The 14,915-nt window shown below is 72.2% G+C and carries 16 protein-coding genes and 1 pseudogene; 9 read left to right on the top strand and 8 right to left on the bottom strand.

Annotation, left to right across the window (positions count from 1 at the left end):
* The first annotated feature begins 66 nt into the window (after positions 1-66).
* The gene (locus tag ACQUSR_RS16900) at positions 67-354 is read left to right on the top strand and encodes a hypothetical protein (RefSeq protein ID WP_431043402.1); all 288 of its coding nucleotides are present in this window, start codon (positions 67-69) and stop codon (positions 352-354) included.
* Between the two features lie 134 nt (positions 355-488).
* The gene (locus tag ACQUSR_RS16895; RefSeq protein WP_431043401.1) at positions 489-1,799 is read left to right on the top strand and encodes an alpha/beta hydrolase; all 1,311 of its coding nucleotides are present in this window, start codon (positions 489-491) and stop codon (positions 1,797-1,799) included.
* Between the two features lie 53 nt (positions 1,800-1,852).
* Here the strand turns inward: ACQUSR_RS16895 and ACQUSR_RS16890 are convergent, their stop codons facing one another.
* From ACQUSR_RS16890 to ACQUSR_RS16870, 5 genes are all read right to left on the bottom strand, one after another.
* Positions 1,853-2,722 (bottom strand): geranyl diphosphate 2-C-methyltransferase, encoded by an 870-nt coding sequence (locus ACQUSR_RS16890; protein ID WP_431043400.1) that lies wholly within the window; start codon positions 2,720-2,722, stop codon positions 1,853-1,855.
* A gap of 106 nt (positions 2,723-2,828) precedes the next feature.
* Positions 2,829-4,295: a family 2 encapsulin nanocompartment cargo protein terpene cyclase gene (locus tag ACQUSR_RS16885; protein WP_431043399.1), complete on the bottom strand. Its 1,467-nt coding sequence runs from the start codon at positions 4,293-4,295 to the stop codon at positions 2,829-2,831.
* Between the two features lie 35 nt (positions 4,296-4,330).
* Complete coding sequence (locus ACQUSR_RS16880) at positions 4,331-5,761, bottom strand: family 2B encapsulin nanocompartment shell protein (protein WP_431043398.1); 1,431 nt, start codon at positions 5,759-5,761, stop codon at positions 4,331-4,333.
* 259 nt (positions 5,762-6,020) lie between these two features.
* Positions 6,021-6,563, bottom strand: a complete 543-nt coding sequence (locus tag ACQUSR_RS16875; protein ID WP_431043397.1) for a DUF2231 domain-containing protein — start codon at positions 6,561-6,563, stop codon at positions 6,021-6,023.
* A 205-nt stretch (positions 6,564-6,768) separates the two neighbouring features.
* Positions 6,769-7,512, bottom strand: coding sequence for a PP2C family protein-serine/threonine phosphatase (locus ACQUSR_RS16870; protein WP_431043396.1), 744 nt, complete (start codon positions 7,510-7,512; stop codon positions 6,769-6,771).
* A gap of 250 nt (positions 7,513-7,762) precedes the next feature.
* On the opposite strand from ACQUSR_RS16870, the gene ACQUSR_RS16865 reads away from it, so the two are divergent.
* Complete coding sequence (locus tag ACQUSR_RS16865) at positions 7,763-9,655, top strand: LuxR C-terminal-related transcriptional regulator (protein WP_431043395.1); 1,893 nt, start codon at positions 7,763-7,765, stop codon at positions 9,653-9,655.
* A gap of 36 nt (positions 9,656-9,691) precedes the next feature.
* Here the strand turns inward: ACQUSR_RS16865 and ACQUSR_RS16860 are convergent, their stop codons facing one another.
* Positions 9,692-10,441 carry a HisA/HisF-related TIM barrel protein gene (locus ACQUSR_RS16860; RefSeq protein ID WP_431043394.1) on the bottom strand — a complete coding sequence of 250 codons (750 nt, stop codon included), beginning with the start codon at positions 10,439-10,441 and terminating at the stop codon, positions 9,692-9,694.
* A gap of 267 nt (positions 10,442-10,708) precedes the next feature.
* Here ACQUSR_RS16860 and ACQUSR_RS16855 point away from each other — a divergent pair, with 267 nt between their 5' ends.
* From ACQUSR_RS16855 to ACQUSR_RS16840, 4 genes and pseudogenes are all read left to right on the top strand, one after another.
* On the top strand, positions 10,709-11,476 hold the full coding sequence (locus ACQUSR_RS16855) for an SDR family NAD(P)-dependent oxidoreductase (protein WP_431043393.1): 768 nt from the start codon (positions 10,709-10,711) through the stop codon (positions 11,474-11,476).
* 82 nt (positions 11,477-11,558) lie between these two features.
* Positions 11,559-12,032, top strand: a complete 474-nt coding sequence (locus tag ACQUSR_RS16850; RefSeq protein ID WP_431043392.1) for a cupin domain-containing protein — start codon at positions 11,559-11,561, stop codon at positions 12,030-12,032.
* A gap of 349 nt (positions 12,033-12,381) precedes the next feature.
* Positions 12,382-12,738 (top strand): hypothetical protein, encoded by a 357-nt coding sequence (locus ACQUSR_RS16845; protein ID WP_431043391.1) that lies wholly within the window; start codon positions 12,382-12,384, stop codon positions 12,736-12,738.
* An 87-nt stretch (positions 12,739-12,825) separates the two neighbouring features.
* Positions 12,826-13,285, top strand: a pseudogene (locus tag ACQUSR_RS16840) (class I SAM-dependent methyltransferase); the annotation flags it as partial.
* 27 nt (positions 13,286-13,312) lie between these two features.
* On the opposite strand, the gene ACQUSR_RS16835 reads toward ACQUSR_RS16840, so the two are convergent.
* Positions 13,313-13,768: a MarR family winged helix-turn-helix transcriptional regulator gene (locus tag ACQUSR_RS16835; RefSeq protein ID WP_431043390.1), complete on the bottom strand. Its 456-nt coding sequence runs from the start codon at positions 13,766-13,768 to the stop codon at positions 13,313-13,315.
* Between the two features lie 106 nt (positions 13,769-13,874).
* On the opposite strand from ACQUSR_RS16835, the gene ACQUSR_RS16830 reads away from it, so the two are divergent.
* Entirely contained in the window at positions 13,875-14,216 is a 342-nt protein-coding gene (locus ACQUSR_RS16830) for a DMT family transporter (protein WP_431043389.1), read from the top strand.
* A 46-nt stretch (positions 14,217-14,262) separates the two neighbouring features.
* The gene (locus ACQUSR_RS16825; protein ID WP_431043388.1) at positions 14,263-14,583 is read left to right on the top strand and encodes a DMT family transporter; all 321 of its coding nucleotides are present in this window, start codon (positions 14,263-14,265) and stop codon (positions 14,581-14,583) included.
* A gap of 20 nt (positions 14,584-14,603) precedes the next feature.
* On the opposite strand, the gene ACQUSR_RS16820 is transcribed toward ACQUSR_RS16825, so the two are convergent.
* Positions 14,604-14,852 (bottom strand): SCO4226 family nickel-binding protein, encoded by a 249-nt coding sequence (locus ACQUSR_RS16820; protein ID WP_431043387.1) that lies wholly within the window; start codon positions 14,850-14,852, stop codon positions 14,604-14,606.
* Positions 14,853-14,915: the final 63 nt, after the last annotated feature.

The following is a 14,915-nucleotide window of genomic DNA, read 5'->3' as shown; positions in this document are numbered from 1 at the left end:
CGCTGGATGTAACCAAGGTCGGCAGGGACCGGCAGGACACAGTGATCGGCACTGTGGAGGTGCGTCATGCCACGTAGCCACCACTTCCACCTCGACCACGGCGACCACTCGATCACCGTGAACGTCGGCCCCGGCCGGACCGGGCCGATCGAGGTCCTGGTCAACGGCAAGGTCATCGCCTATCAGCGTGAGCACGACGTCGGGACGACCGTGCTGGACGGCGAGCTGCCAGAGGAGCCGGTCCGCCCGTTCCGGGTCCTGCTGCACCAGCCGCGCCTCGTCCCGTCGAGTCCCCGGTGCACGCTGGAGCTGGGCGGCGCCGAGCAGCCCATGCCGGAGCGGTCCGTCGTGTGACATGGGGCCGTGTGCCATGGGATCGCGTGACACGGAGTCGCGTGACATGGGGTCGCGCGACATGGGGGGAATGACCGGGATCTTGGCTCATTTCCGGATTCCGCTCGGTCCCGGGCGGCCTCGACCATCGGCGTATGACAGAAACCGCGGAACCGGCGACCACCGCCCGACGCCCGCGACGAGCCGCCCGCATCAGCGCGGTGGCGGCTGCCGCCCCCCTGCTCCTGTCCCTCTCCGCCGCACCGGCGCCCGCCCTCCAGCGGGCCGCCCCCCAGTCCACGCCGCACCCCGCTCCCCACGCCGCCCCGCAGGCCACCGCCCACCCGCGCGGTGCGCTGCTGTCCGTGACGCCCCTGGGCCACGCCAGCCGCGCGGAGGTGGTGCGGCTGGTGACCGCCGCGGGCGTGGACGCCGGTGCCGCACGCCACGGCACCGACTCCTACCGTCTGACGTACGCCACCGTCACCCCGTCCGGAGCGCCGACCACCGCCTCCGCGCTGCTCGTTCTGCCGGACGGCGGCGGCGACCGGCTCGCCACGGTCTCCGAGACCCACGGCACGCTCGCCTACCGCGGCCACGCTCCCTCCGCGGGCGGCAACGCCTCCAACATCGGCGCCCTGCTCTACGCGTCCGGGGGCCGGGCCGTGGTCGCGCCGGACTACCTGGGCCTGGGCGCCGGGCCGGGCACGCACCCGTACATGGACACCGCGTCCTCGGTCTCCGCCTCCCTCGACGCCCTGCGCGCGGCCCGCTCCGCCGCCGCGCGCCACGGCAGGCAGCTCACCCAGGACGTCTACGTCACCGGCTTCTCCCAGGGCGGCCAAGTCGCCATGGCCCTCGGCCACGAGCTGGACCGCGGCGCCGATCCCCGCTTCCGGCTCCGGGCGCTGGCCCCGGTCGCCGGACCCTACGACCTGGCGGGGCAGGAGGTGCCGGGCATGTTCGACGGCCGCGTCAAGGGGGCCTCTTCGGCCTTCTACGTGTCGTACTTCCTGGTCGCCCAGAACCGGCTGCGGCCGCTCTACGCGGACCCGCGCGAGGTCTTCCGCGCACCGTACGCGGACCGCGTGGAGGGGCTCTTCGACGGCGAACACCGCGAGAAGGAGATCGCCGAGCAGCTCCCCGGCAGCCTCGAGGAGCTGGTCACCGAGGAGTGGTACGGACGGCTGCGGCACCCCAGCGGCGCACTCGCGGACGCGCTCCGGCGCAACGACGGCGTCTGCGAGTGGGCTCCCCGGGTGCCGGTCCGCCTGCACACCGCGCGGGGCGACCGGGACGTGCCCTTCGGCAACACGGTCAGCTGCGTCAAGAGCCTGGCCGAACGGGGCGCGCCCGCCGCGGTGCTCCCGCACGGCGACACCGACCACTTCGGCACGTACCGGGAGGCGGTCTCGTCCAATGCCCGCTGGTTCGGCCGGCTGGACCGAGCGGCCCTCCCACGCTGAAGCCGCCCGGTCCTGTCCGGGTGAGATCCGGTCCGGGTGAGACCCGGTCCGCGTCAGATCCGGTCGGCGGCGATGAGCAGGTAGTGGAAGCTGCCCTCCTTGTACGCGGTCAGGAACGCCTCCTCGATGCCCGTGGCCACCGAGGACTTCGCCCGCAGCTCCCAGTACGGGATGGTCGCCGAGGTCAGGTCGACGACGTTGATGGGGACGAGGTTGTTGGCCGCCATCGCCTTGAAGTACTCACTGCGCGGGTGGATGTTGCACGTGTAGTGCTCGTCGATGCGGCTGACGGCCTTGGAGCGCATGCCGGTGACGTCGTTGGAGCAGCCGGTGACGCACACGTACCGCCCGCCGTACTCCAGCAGCCGGGAGAACTCGGCGTAGAGCTCGAACAGGTCCACGTACATGGTGGTCTCGTTGGTCCAGATGCCCCGGCGCGAGCCGGTGCCGAAACCGGTGTCCAGCATGTTCCGGAAGTGGAACCGCACGTGGTCGGCCACGCCCCGCCGCGCCGCCTGGTCGTTGGCGAAGCCGACCTGGGCCTCCGAGATCGTCACGCCGTCCACATGGCAGCCGAAGCGGGCGTTGGCCATGATGCTGGTGCCGCCCCGGCCGGAGCCGGCGTCCATCAGGCGGTGGGCGGGTGAGATCGCACCGAGGTGGTCGAGGAGGACATCGGCCTGGGCGGTCTCCAGACGGTGCAGTTCCTCGATGACGCGCTGGTCCCGGGTGTCCGCCGGCCCCTCCAGGACGGACGGGTCGAAGTCGCCGATGCCGTAGTGGTGGTGGTACAGGCCGTCCACGTCGCCGAGCCGCAGGTTGACGGGGTCCTTCTCGGTGTTCCAGTACTCGGCGACGGACTTCTGGTAATCGGTGCGCAGCACGTCGTCCATGGCGGCGATCTCGGTCTCGGTGGTGGGCATGGTGCGGGAACTCCTTGCGTACGAACGGGGTTCGGAGATTCGGAGATGAGGTCGGGCTGGGGTCATGCTGAGATCGGGCTGAGGTCAGGCTGAGGCCGGGCCGGGATCAGGCGGCCGACGCGTAGCGTGCGCTGCCCGCGTGCCATTCGCGGTTGCCGCCCACCCACGCCCACGTGCCGGCCAGGAAGCGGCCCAGCTCCGGGGAGCCGGTGAGGGCGAGGGCTGCCGCCTCGGCCTCGAAGGTGTGCATCAGCTCGTCGTGGATCCGGACACTGCGCTCGACCGCCTCCGCCATCGAGCACTGGTCCTCGGCCGCGATGAGCATGGGCAGGCTGAAGTCCGTGGGGTCTTCCTTGCCCATCGAGTACAGGTCGTTCATGAGCACGGTCGCGGTGCCGGCCAGGTTGAAGGCGCGGCGCACCCGCGGATCGGAGAACTCGGCCATCGGCACCTCGTACCCGGCGATGGCGTCGACCAGCACCATGCACGGGATGAAGCTGTTCTCGTGCCGGTGCATCAGGTACTCCCACACCGGCGGCCTCAGGCCCTGCGTGTGCCAGTTCGCCTCCTGGTTGTACGCGACGAACATGATGGCCAGTTCGTGGCGGAGCCGGCGCACCTGGGTCGTCGTGGCGAACTGCAGGAGGTTGTCCAGGCCGGAGCGGAGCGCCCGCGCGACCGGGTCGTTCCGCACTACCTGTTCGAGCTGGGGCGCGTAGGCCAGCGGGAGCTGGGCCTGGTCGATCACCGAGTGGCAGATGGCGAGGCGCTGGCCGAGCAGCTCGTGGCGGGGCTCCTCGACTTCGCAGTCGACGATGTGGTCGTCGACAGCCCACTCGGACAGCCCGCACTTCGCCGCCGCCAGCAACCGGTCGGGGTCGTCGGTCTCGGGGTGGGCCAGCATCATGAGGCGCCCGAAGTTGGCCGAACGGACCATGTCGAGCCGACCGGGGTAGATCCCGACCTCCTCGGCCCAGGCCACCAGCCGCTCGTTGACCGCCTCGCCGAGGGCGGGGTCGTCACGGACGGCGGGCGGGCAGTACAGCACCGGCGGCGACGACGAACGGCTACCGGAGCTGCCGGAGCCGTTGGAGCTGCCGAGGCTGTCGGAGCCGCCGGACTCGCGCTCCCGGACCGCGAGGCGGGCGGCGGAGGTGCCCGGCCCCGTGGGCCCGCCGGGCACCGGGAGTCCGGCGGGCACCGGGAGCCCGGCGGCGGCCTGTCGCGCGGGGCGGTCGGCCATCACGCGCCCGGCCACGGCCTGTTCGGTGCGGCCCCCCGGGACCGGGGGTTCGACGGCCGGCGAGGGGATCAGGGCCCTGGCCGCCGAGGTGCCGAGCCCGGTCGGCCCCGAGGGAAGCACCGGCGTGTCCGGATCCGGCGGCTCCAGCGGATCCGGCGGATCCGGACGCGGGGCCGAAGCCGCGGCCGGAGCCGTCTCCGCAACCGTTACCGGCGGCGGTGCCAGCAGGTCCGGCCTGCCGGGGCGCGCCGGATCGGACAGCAGGGCGCCCACCAGGCCCGCCACCTCACCGGTGGCCGCGACGGCGGACATCCGAGACAGCAGGGACACCGTCTCAGTCCTCCTTCACTGGCGGGTTCCGGCGCTCAGGCACCTGCACCGACCTCGGCGTTCTCGAGGATGCCGATCGCGTCCGGGACCAGGATGGCGGCGGAGTAGTAGGTGCTGACGAGGTAGGAGATGATCGCCTTGTCGTCGATGCCCATGAACCGCACGTTGAGGCCGGGCTCGACCTCGTCGGGGATCCCGGTCTGGTAGAGGCCGATGACGCCCTCGTTCTTCTCCCCGGTACGCATCGCGATGATCGACGAGGTCCCCTTGTCCGAGATCGGGATCTTGCCGCAGGGGAGGATCGGCACGCCCCGCCAGGCGGGGATGTGGTGGCCGTCGACGTCGACGCTGTGGAAGTAGATGCCCCGCTTGTTGCACTCCTTGCCGAAGGCCGCGATGGTGCGCGGGTGGGCGAAGAGGTACTGGGTGTTGCGGCGCATGGAGATCAGGTCGTCCAGGTCGTCCGGGGTGGGCGGGCCGGAGCGGGTCTGGATGCGCTGATCGAAGTCGGTGTTGTTGAGCAGCCCGAACTCGGGGTTGCTGACCAGCTCGCGCTCCTGGCGCTCGCGCAGGGCCTCGATGGTGAGCCGCAACTGCTGCTGGGTCTGGTTCATCGGCTCGTTGTAGAGGTCGGCGACCCGGGTGTGCACCTTCAGCACGGTCTGCGCGACGCTCAACTCGTACTCGCGGGGCTTGAGCTCGTAGTCCGCGAAGGTGACCGGCAGCGTCGGCTCACCGATGTGGCTGGACAGGAACTCGATCTCGGCCTCGCCGGACTTGTTCGTCTTCTTGTGGCCGTTGGAGCTGAGCAGCTGGACGTGGGAGCGCAGCGCCGCGTACTGGTCGGCGACCGCCTTGTACGCGGAGTGCGGCAGCGTCAGGACCGTGGTGTGGGTCAGCGCGCGGGCCGTGAAGTCCCACTTGCCGCCGGGGTCCCTCATCATCTGGCCGCCGAAGGCGTCGCCGTCGCCCAGCCGGCCCAGGATGGTCTCGGCCTGGTCGTACGCACCGGTGCCGACCTTCTCCACCTTGCCGTGCGCGATCAGGTAGATGTGGTCGGCCTTCCGGCCCGCCTCCACGATGACCTGGCCCGGCTCGTACTCCTTCTGGACGAACTTGTCGGCCAGGGCACCCAGCGCGCTGGTGTCGTCGAACCCTTGCAGCAGCGGCAGTTCGGCCAGCTCGGCGGGGATGACACGGACCTTGGAACCGTTCTTGTCGAAGGTCACCCTGCCGTCCCCGACGGTGTACGACAGCCGCCGGTTCACCCGGTAGGCTCCGCCGGGCACATGGACCCACGGCAGCTTGCGCAGCAGCCACCGCGAGCTCTTCGCCTGCATCTGAGGCTCGGACTTGGTGGTGGTCGCGAGGTTCCGCGCCGCCTCGGTGCTGAGACTCAGCCGCTCCTGTTCCTGCTCCTGAGTCTGGGCCTTGCCCGCCGGGGCCGGACGTGTCTCCACTGCCATCGACTGCTTACCTCTCTCGTTGCGTGCGTTGATCCGCGTGGCTCGTGGTCAGGCCGGGCTTCGAGCTGAGCGACCAGACGGGATCACGTTCCGTGGACAGTGGTAACGCATAGTTATCGGCAGTCGTGCAAGGCGCGCCTGCCGCACCGTCGCACTCCGCCAAACGCACGCGGGCGCGCCCCGATCCCGCGAAGGTGCCGCCGGATCGGTCCGCGCTGCCGGATCAGGCCGTGCTGCCGGATCGGTCCGCGCTGCCGGATCAGCCGCCGGTACGTCCGGACGAGCCGCGGCGGTACGGGGTGAACCCCTCCGCCTGGGTCGCCTCGTCCGCGACCCGGACTCCGTAGTGGTAGGCGAGCTTGCCGCCCAGGAATCCGGAGATCCCCAGCACGGCGAGGCCCGCCGCGCTCAGCGCGAGCTGGCCCGCCGGCACGCTGCCCGACGGTCCGTCGCTCTGCCGCCACAGGAAGCCGGCCACATAGCCGGCGGTCACCAGCAGGTTCAGCGTCATGTGGATCAGCCCGACGCGGAACGCGCGGCTGCCGGCCGGGATGACCAGCAGGTCCAGGAAGCCGACCACGGCCGCGACGAGGGCGCCGATCACTCCGATGGCGATCAGCCACATCGCTCCCCGGGACAGGAAGTCGGGATCGTCGACGACGTAGGAGGCGATGTCGAAGACGAGGCTGCCCACCCAGGCGCCGATCGGCACCGTGACCAGGATCGGGTGGAAGGGATGCCCGTAGGGCCCGGCGAGCACCGGGCTGATCGGCCGCTTGGCCTGCGGTGACGGCCTGTCCATGGGGCCACCTCCACTGCTTCACCGACGACTGCCGACCGTCACCGACGACGCGCTCGCGATGGTGGTCTCGTCCCCATGCTGAGGCTCGGCGGGGAGTCCCGCGCGCTGGACGGGGAGCACGGGACGGGTGGCGCTGGACGGGCGGCACCGGATGGGTGGGGCACTGGACGGGCGGCACCGGACGGGCGGCACCGGACGGCGAGCGCTAGGCGTCGCCGATGCGGACCAGGGCGAGCGTGATGTTGTCGGGGCCGCCCGCGTCGATCGCGGCCTTCCACAGTTCGAACGCGGCTCTGCCGTCGTCGTGCACCCGGAGCAGCTCGCCGAGCGCGTCGTCCGGCACCGGGTCGGTGAGGCCGTCGGAGCAGACCAGGTAGCGGTCGCCCACGGAGAGCCCGATCGTGGCCACGTGGGGGGTGACGGCGCTGAAGCCGGGGGTGCCGCCGAGGGTCTGGGTGACGATCGGCGTGGTGCGCTGCCCGGGGGCCAGCGGCGGGTTGTCGTCCACGCTCACCTCGCGGAATCCGTCCCGCGTCGCGTCGTACACCCTGCTGTCGCCGACGTTGAACGCGAACAGCGACTCCCGCAGGACGACCGCGCCCGCGACCGTGGTCCCCATGGTGACCAGTTCCGGATCGGCGTCGGCGGCCGCGTACACCGCGTGGTTGCAGAGGTTCACGGCGTCGCGTACCGCCTCCTCGGTGTCCAGCGACGAGCCGAGCGAGGCGAGTCGCCGGACGACCAGCGCACTGGCCACCTCACCGGCCGGCTGACCGCCGAGGCCGTCGGCGACCGCGACGACCAGCGGGGTGCCGAGGGGGAACAGCAGCGTCTGCGGGTTCTCCGTCACGGTGCCGCACAAGGTCCACGGCCCGACGGCGAGGCTGTCCTCGTTGCGGGCGCGGACCAGCCCCGGGTGGCTCAGTGCGCTGACGGCTATGTACGGCATCGCGTGCCCCACTCCGCGCGACGGCGGGTGCGTTCCCCCACCACCAGTGTGACGCGACGACCGCCGATCGGCGTGGCGGCCGAACGCCGGGTTCGCCCTCGCCCAGACCTCTCCCCCAGCGCGGCCTCCCCCAGACTCCGTCCGGGGGGGGACCCCCAGAGGTGCCCCCAGAGATGCCCCCAGGAGGTGCCCCCGGCCGTACGGGCGGACCATGGAGGCAGGATCCGGCCCGGCGGTGGGTGGCAGGCACATGGACGCTGACATCGCGCTTGAAGAAGAGATCGCCTCCGGCCGCGAGGCACTGGCCCGCGGCGCGTGGGCGCAGGCGCGGGCGGCCTTCGAGCAGGCACTGCGGCACGACGTCGACGCGCGGGCGTACGAGGGGCTCGGTACGGCGGCGTGGTGGCTCGACGACGTCACCGCGGCGACGGGCGCGCGCACGCGGGCCTTCCGGCTCCACCAGGACGCGGGGGACCGGCGGAGCGCGGCGCGAGTGGCCACCGCCCTGGCCATGGACCGGTTCGCCGCGGGAGAGGACGCGGACGCCAGGGGCTGGCTGCGGTGGGCCCGGGGACTGCTGGAGGGACTGACGGCGGGCACCGGGACCGGGGCCGGGGCCCGAGCCGAGACCGAATCCGCGGCCGCGGCCGGGGCTGCATACGGAGCCGCGGCCGGAGCCAAGCCGGGGACCGAGGCCGGATGGGTCGCCGTGCGTGAGGCGCAGCTGGCGCTGGTGGCCGACCACGATCCGGAGGCCGCGGTGCGCGCCGCCGCCGGTGCCGTGGCGGTCGGCCGGGCCTCGGCCGACCGCGATCTGGAGCTGCTGGGGCTGGCCTGGCAGGGGCTCGCCCTGGTGGCACAGGGCCGGGTCGGGGAAGGGACCCGGCTGGTCGACGGAGCCGCGGCGGCCGCCGCCGCGGACGAGGTCCGGGACCCCGACGCCGCGGCCACCTGCTGCCGCTGTCTGGTCTACGCCTGCGAGCTGGTCCACGACTACGAGCGCGCCGCGCGGTCGTGCCGGAGTCTGCGGGACCTCGCGGCCCGCTGGAACCACCGGCTGATGCTGTCGGCCTGCCGTACGCACGAGGCCGGGGTGCTCCTCTGGCGTGGGCTGTGGCCGGAGGCCGAGGCGGAGCTGGCGACCGCGATACGGGCGATGGAGGCCACTCGCCCCGCCCTCGCCGCCGAGGCCGTCGTACGGCTCGCCCGGCTCAGGTGCCGGCAGGGCCGGTTCGAGACGGCGGCGGCGCTGCTCGGCGGCGTCTCCCAGGCGCACCAGAGGAACCAAGGGAACCAGACGCACCAGGCACACCAGGGGCACCAGGCCACGCTCCAGGAGACGGCCGAGCCCGGTCCGCCGCCGCGCGCTCTCGGCGGGGCTCCGGCCCTGCTGGCGCGCGCGGAGCTGGAGCTGGAACGCGGCGACGCGGGCGGGGACGCGGCGGCCGCCGCCGACCTGGCCGAGCGGTATCTGCGCGGGCTGGCGGCCACGGCCCGTATGGAACGCGCCCCCGGGCTGGAACTGCTCGCCCGCGCGAAGGCGGCGATGGGCGACGCGCGGGCCGCGGAGGCCGCGGCCACCGAGCTGTCGGCCGTGGCGGCGGACGCGGCGACGGAGCCGATGCGGGCGTCGGCGTGCCTGGCGGCCGGGGCGGCGGCCGCCGCCCGGGGCGATCACGAGAAGGCCCGGCACCGGTTCGAGGACGCGGTGGACCACTACGAGCGCGGCGGCGGCGTCTTCGAGGCCGCCCGCGCCCGGCTGCGGCTGGTCGGCGCGCTGGCCGCGCTGGGGCGGGCCCCGGAGGCGGCGGCCGAGGCCCAGGGGGCGTACCGCGCGTTCCACACCCTCGGCGCAGAGCGCGCCGAGGCCGACGCCGCCGCCCTCCTGCGCGGAATCGCGGCGTCCGTGTCGGACCGGACCGACCTCGGCGGTACGCGTCTGACGCCGCGCGAGGTCGAGATCCTGCGCCTGCTGGCCCGGGGCCTGAGCGACCAGCAGATCGCGGAGGAGCTGTTCCTGAGCGTCCACACCGTCGTACGGCACCTCGGCACCATCTACGACAAGCTCGGCGCCGCCGGCGGCGCGGGCGGCGCAGCCCGCGCCAGGGCGGCGGCCTTCGCGCTCACACACGGCGTGGCCTGATCCAGGAAGTCCCCTGCCTACAGGGGGCTACGGGGGCTACAGGGCTGTTTCCGGCTGGTGGCCGACGGCGGCGGCGAGGGCCTGGGGCAGGGTGAACGCGTCGGCGTACAGGGCCCGGCCGACGAGGACGCCCTCGACGCCGTGCGGGGCCAGGGCCGCGACCGCCCGCAGGTCCTGGAGGGTGGTGACGCCGCCCGCGGCCAGCACCGCGGCGGGTGTACGGGCGCAGACCTCGTGAAAGAGGCCGAGGTTGGGCCCGGACAGGGTGCCTTCCCGGCCCACGTCGGTGACGACGTAACGGGCGCAGCCGGCGCGGTCCAGCACGCGCAGGACGTCGCCCAGTTCCCCGGAGTCGCCGCCAGGCCCGAGCCCGGCCACGCGCAGGCCGCCGGTGGTACAGCGCACGGGCAGGCTGACGCCGAGCCGTTCGCCGTGCCGGGCGATGGCCGCGGCGCACCAGCGGAGGTCGGCCAGGGAGCCGCGGCCGAGGTTCAGCCGGTTGCAGCCGGTGTCGAGCGCCCGTGCGAGGGAGTCGTCGTCGACCACTCCGGCACGGCACATCAGCTGTACGTCGATGTCGACGGTGCCGATGATGCGGCGGGCCGTATCGGCGTCGAAGCCCCCATTCCCCTCCTCCTCGGCCATGACCAGGTGCAGCCAGGTGGCGCCCTGCTTCTGGAAGGCGAGGGCGGCCTCGACCGGATCCGTGCGCACCGGCTCCGGCACCTGGCCGTCCTTGACGAGGTGCACCACCCTGCCCCCGGCAACGTGGACCGATGGGAACACGGTGAAATCCCCCCGGCGCGCCCGCTTCGCAACCTCCGGCACTCCGTCCCCTCCCGCACGCCTCGTGACCGACTCCGCTTCGCGGGGACCTTAGCCGTCAGACGCGGATGCCCGCCCCTGATCAGCGATCTCGGCCATGTGGACGACCAGAACGCCGTCCTTGACGCGCCGCACGCCGCTGGCAGCATTCCGTGCCACCAGCCAACTGGCGATCGTCCGCAGGGAATCCGCGGGAGATCCGCGGGGGATCCGCAGGGAAGGAGAACCGTGCCACGTGCTCTGGTGACCGGGGGAAGCAGGGGGATTGGCGCCGCGTTCGCCGACCGGCTCGCCGCCAAAGGATGCGACCTCCTGCTGGTCGGCCGCGACGAGCAGCGCCTAAGCGCCACGGCCACGGCGATACGCCGGACCCACGGTGTCGACGCCGACGTCCTCGTCGCCGACCTGGCCCGGGAACGGGACCTGGCCCTGGTGGAGGAACACGCGGCCGCCGGTGTCGACATCCTGATCAACAACGCCGGATTCGCTCACCCCGCTCCGTTCCTGCGGGTGCCGGTGGAAGACGAGACCCGCATGCTGCGTGTGCACTGCGAAGCCGTGTTGCGCCTGACCCATGCGGCGCTGCCCGCCATGAACGCCCGCGGCCGCGGCGGCATCATCAACGTCGCCTCCATCTGGGCGCTCTGCCCCCGCAGCACCTACGGCGCCTCCAAAGCGTGGATCACCGCCTTCAGCGAGAGCCTGCGCCACGGGAACACCGTCCGGCCCGGCGTCCGCGTGATGGCCCTGTGCCCCGGCTACGTCCGCACCGAACTGCACCAGCGCACGGGCAGGGACGTCTCGCGCGTCCCCGGCTTCCTGTGGACGCCCGCCGCCGACGTCGCCGACATCGCCCTGCGCGACCTCGCCCGCAACCAGCGCCTCAGCATCCCCGGCACGCCGTACAGGATCCTGGCGGCCCTGGGCGGAATCAGCCCCCGCATCCCCTCCCTGATCCTGGGCCGCCTCGGCTCCCGTCACCGCCGGCACACGTGAGTCCGCACCCGAATGGCGGCCTTCGACCGGGCCCGTCGGTGGGAACCCATGGTGGAGGTCCACCGAGGAGAGGAGGCGTCCCGTGGCGAAGAACGCCCACGTGCGCCGCAGCGGTGAAGGAAAGGCGTTCTGGATGCTGAACGGCCTCTACGAGGTCAAGGCATCGAGCGATGAGACCAATGGCGAGATGACCGTCATGGAGATGACCATCCCGGAGGGAATGGGCCCGCCGCCCCACATCCACCCCGGGACCGAAAGCGTCTACGTCATGGAGGGGACGCTGCGCTATCACATCGGCAACAAGACGGTCGAAGGCGGTCCCGGGGACTTCTTCCACATCCCCGAGGGCACGGTGGAGCGGTTCGAGCCCACCAGCACGGTGCGGGTCCTGGTCACCTACACACCGGGCGGCATCGACAAGTTCTTCGCCGAGGCGGGCGAACCCGCCCAGCGGCGCGAACTGCCGCCCCGGTCGGACGCGGCGCCGGACATCGACCGCCTCATCGAGATCGGCAAGCGGCACGGAATCCAGATGGAGCGGATGACCCCCGCCTAGCTCCTGCCGTGGGGCGCTGGTGCGTGCGCCTGGAGGGGCGCACGCACCAGCAACGCGTGCGGGCCGGTTCGCAGACTCCACACTCCCGCACGAGCCGGCCCGACCGGCCCGTTCTCCGTCATCGGGCCAGGACCCGCCCGACGGGTCGGGTCAGGGGAGCCCTCCGGCCTCCCTCGACGGAGTGGCCCCTGCGCGGCGAGGACATCGCGCCTGTCCGTCCGTACGTCGTCGCACACGAGCGGCGTCAGGAAGCTCGACGCCAGTGCCAGCGTCGGCGGACGCTGTGGCTCGCTGTCCATGGCGTCGACGTCGGCGCCCGCTGGATTCACGGCGTGAAGGTGGCGGCCTGATGAGCGCGCGTCCCCGGCTGCTGCCGTGGTCCGGTCCGGCCGGGCAGCCCTCGTACCTCGTCACGGACGGCGGTACCGACAGTCACCTGTGGCAGCTCGCCGACGAGATGGAAGCGCTCCAACTCCGCATGGGCACCGAGATGATCCAGCACGCGCGGGCGCTGGTCGACGAACGGAAGGCGGACGCCAGAGCACTGCGGTTCCTGGTGAACCGGCTGACCGAGGCGTTGACCGACGCGTTGCGCGTCGCCGAGAGCAGAGGCATGCGACTGGACGCTTCGAACGACGAGGGAACGCAATCGTCGCGTCAGGCCGGCAACTCGGATCACGGCCCAACGAGGCCCAGCCTCCACTGAACCAAGCGGCACTAGAGTGCCTGCCCCTGTCCTCCCCGAGGGCGGGGGTTGCCGCCGTATCCCCAACCACCCCGCAGAGGACACCCGTTGCCCGCACGCCACGACATCGACGCCGAACGCGAACTCTGGGACGCCTACGCCGAGAGCACGAAGAAGGACGTGTACGAGTCCGAGCCCGTCTTCCGCTGGACGCAGTACGCCGGACACGGGCCGGGCCCCGAATTACTCGGCGAGCCGGAGTCGGTGCTGGAGATCGGCTGCGGCACCGGGCGGGCTCTGGCGTACCTCGCGCGGCAGGGGGTCACGGCGACCGGCGTGGACATGTCGCCGGCCATGGCCGCGCGCGGCCATCCCCGGGGCGTACGGGCCGCAAGGGATGTACAAGGGCGGGTTCGCGGGCAAGGCCATGTTCACGTACCGCTACAGCCACACGCCCCGCAAGTGGGTGGGGCTCCTGCTGAGGGCCGGGCTCGCGGGTGCCGACGCGTACGTACTCGACGCGCCGGCGCCCGGGCACATCGGCACGCTGATCGTCCGTGCCGTGGCGAGCCGAGACCGCGGTGAAGGCGGGAGGTCAGGCCAATGCGGACCTCAGGGCGGTCAGGGCGGCCGCCGTGGTCGGGTCGGACTCGGCGGACTCGTCCAGGGCCGCGGTGAGGGTCTCCTCGTAGGTCGCGCGAGCCTCCTCGTGGCGGGCCCGGCCGGATTCGTCCAGCACGGTGTAGACGCCGCGCTTGTCGTCCGGGCAGGTGTCGCGGTGGGTGAAGCCGGCCGCGTTCAGACGGCCGACCAGGCGGGTCACCGAGCTCTGGTTGAGGCCCAGCCGGTCGGCCAGTTCCTGCATGCGCAGCTCGCTGTCCGGCGCGGCCGCGAGGTGGCCCAGGGCCCGGTACTCGGACAGGCCGAGGCCGTGCCTGCGCTGGAGCACGGTGCCGAGGCGGTGCTCCACGTGCGCGTGCAGGGACAGGACGCGGTTCCACATCTGCGCGTCCCGCGCGCCGGACCGCTGGGCGGTGGGGCCTGAGGGCATCGTCTTCTCTCCCTTGGTTGACACCAGCTTACTTGCACATACATGCTTCTCCTCGACAGCGAGAACTTGCACGTACATGCAATTAAATCTGATACGAGGAGCACCCATGGCCTGGATCTACCTGCTCATCGCCTCGGTCTTCGAGGTCGTCTTCGCCCTCGCCACCAACGCCACGCACGGCTTCACCGAGCTATGGCCCTCGCTCCTGACCGCCGCCGCGGCCGCGGGCGGGATCTTCTTCCTGAGCCTCGCCCTGAGGACCCTCGACGTCGGCGTCGGCTACACCGTCTGGACCGGCATCGGCTCCGTCGGAACGGTCACCCTCGGCACCGTGATCTTCAACGAGACGCTCAACGTCTGGAAGGCCCTGGCCTTCGTCCTGATCATCGGCGGCGTCCTCGGCCTCAAGCTCGCCGACAAGCAGCCGGCGCGGCCGGCCACCGTCTGAGCCCCGTCTTACCCACCAACCCTCCGATCAGCAAAGGGACATCGCCATGACCTGGCTCTACCTCGCCATCGCCATCGTCTTCGAGATCGCCTTCGCCCTCGGCACCAACGCCACCAAGGGCTTCACCAAGCTCTGGCCCTCCGTCTTCACGCTGCTCGCCGCGGCAGGAGGCATCTTCACCCTCAGTCTCGCCCTCAAGACCCTCGACGTCGGCGTCGGCTACACCATCTGGACCGGTGCGGGCTCCATAGGCACCGTCATCCTCGGCGCCGTCGTCTACCGGGAGAAGATCACCGTCCCCAAGCTGCTCTCCTTCGCGTCGATCATCGCCGGTGTCATCACGCTCAAGCTCGCCGCCGGGGTCTGATGGCGGCGGGCGAACCACCGTCAGATCGTCAGCGGCACCGCGTGGATCTCGTCGCACGGGTGGCCCGTCCGCTGGTGTACCCGCTGCACCGCGTCAGCCGACGGGCCCTCGGACAGGCAGTAGACGGTGCCGGAATCCGGATCGGCCCAGGCGCGCTCGAAGTGGACCTTCTCCTCGCCCTCGATCGCGAGGTCGGCCTCATGAGCCGCCTTGAGCTGGTCCGGCGTGATGCCCTTCATCCCGCGGTGTACGTCCATGAACTTCGTCATCGCTCCCGCACCTCCCGGTACGTCCGTCACCCCGGGGGCCGCACGAGTCGAGCCCCTCGTGGT

This window comes from Streptomyces sp. P1-3 (genome assembly GCF_050613155.1).
Lineage (GTDB): Bacteria > Actinomycetota > Actinomycetes > Streptomycetales > Streptomycetaceae > Streptomyces.
The sequence above is the reverse complement of the archived record's forward strand: the minus strand, read 5'-3'. Positions and strand labels throughout refer to the sequence as shown.

Excerpts from the sequence above, each read along its gene's own strand:
- ACQUSR_RS16845 (WP_431043391.1), top strand. The coding sequence starts at position 12,382 with ATGAGCGCGCGTCCCCGGCTGCTGCCGTGGTCCGGTCCGGCCGGGCAG.
- ACQUSR_RS16895 (WP_431043401.1), top strand. The coding sequence starts at position 489 with ATGACAGAAACCGCGGAACCGGCGACCACCGCCCGACGCCCGCGACGA.
- ACQUSR_RS16890 (WP_431043400.1), bottom strand. The coding sequence starts at position 2,722 with ATGCCCACCACCGAGACCGAGATCGCCGCCATGGACGACGTGCTGCGC.
- ACQUSR_RS16875 (WP_431043397.1), bottom strand. The coding sequence starts at position 6,563 with ATGGACAGGCCGTCACCGCAGGCCAAGCGGCCGATCAGCCCGGTGCTC.
- ACQUSR_RS16835 (WP_431043390.1), bottom strand. The coding sequence starts at position 13,768 with ATGCCCTCAGGCCCCACCGCCCAGCGGTCCGGCGCGCGGGACGCGCAG.
- ACQUSR_RS16870 (WP_431043396.1), bottom strand. The coding sequence starts at position 7,512 with ATGCCGTACATAGCCGTCAGCGCACTGAGCCACCCGGGGCTGGTCCGC.
- ACQUSR_RS16880 (WP_431043398.1), bottom strand. The coding sequence starts at position 5,761 with ATGGCAGTGGAGACACGTCCGGCCCCGGCGGGCAAGGCCCAGACTCAG.
- ACQUSR_RS16900 (WP_431043402.1), top strand. The coding sequence starts at position 67 with ATGCCACGTAGCCACCACTTCCACCTCGACCACGGCGACCACTCGATC.
- ACQUSR_RS16830 (WP_431043389.1), top strand. The coding sequence starts at position 13,875 with ATGGCCTGGATCTACCTGCTCATCGCCTCGGTCTTCGAGGTCGTCTTC.
- ACQUSR_RS16865 (WP_431043395.1), top strand. The coding sequence starts at position 7,763 with ATGGACGCTGACATCGCGCTTGAAGAAGAGATCGCCTCCGGCCGCGAG.
- ACQUSR_RS16820 (WP_431043387.1), bottom strand. The coding sequence starts at position 14,852 with ATGACGAAGTTCATGGACGTACACCGCGGGATGAAGGGCATCACGCCG.
- ACQUSR_RS16825 (WP_431043388.1), top strand. The coding sequence starts at position 14,263 with ATGACCTGGCTCTACCTCGCCATCGCCATCGTCTTCGAGATCGCCTTC.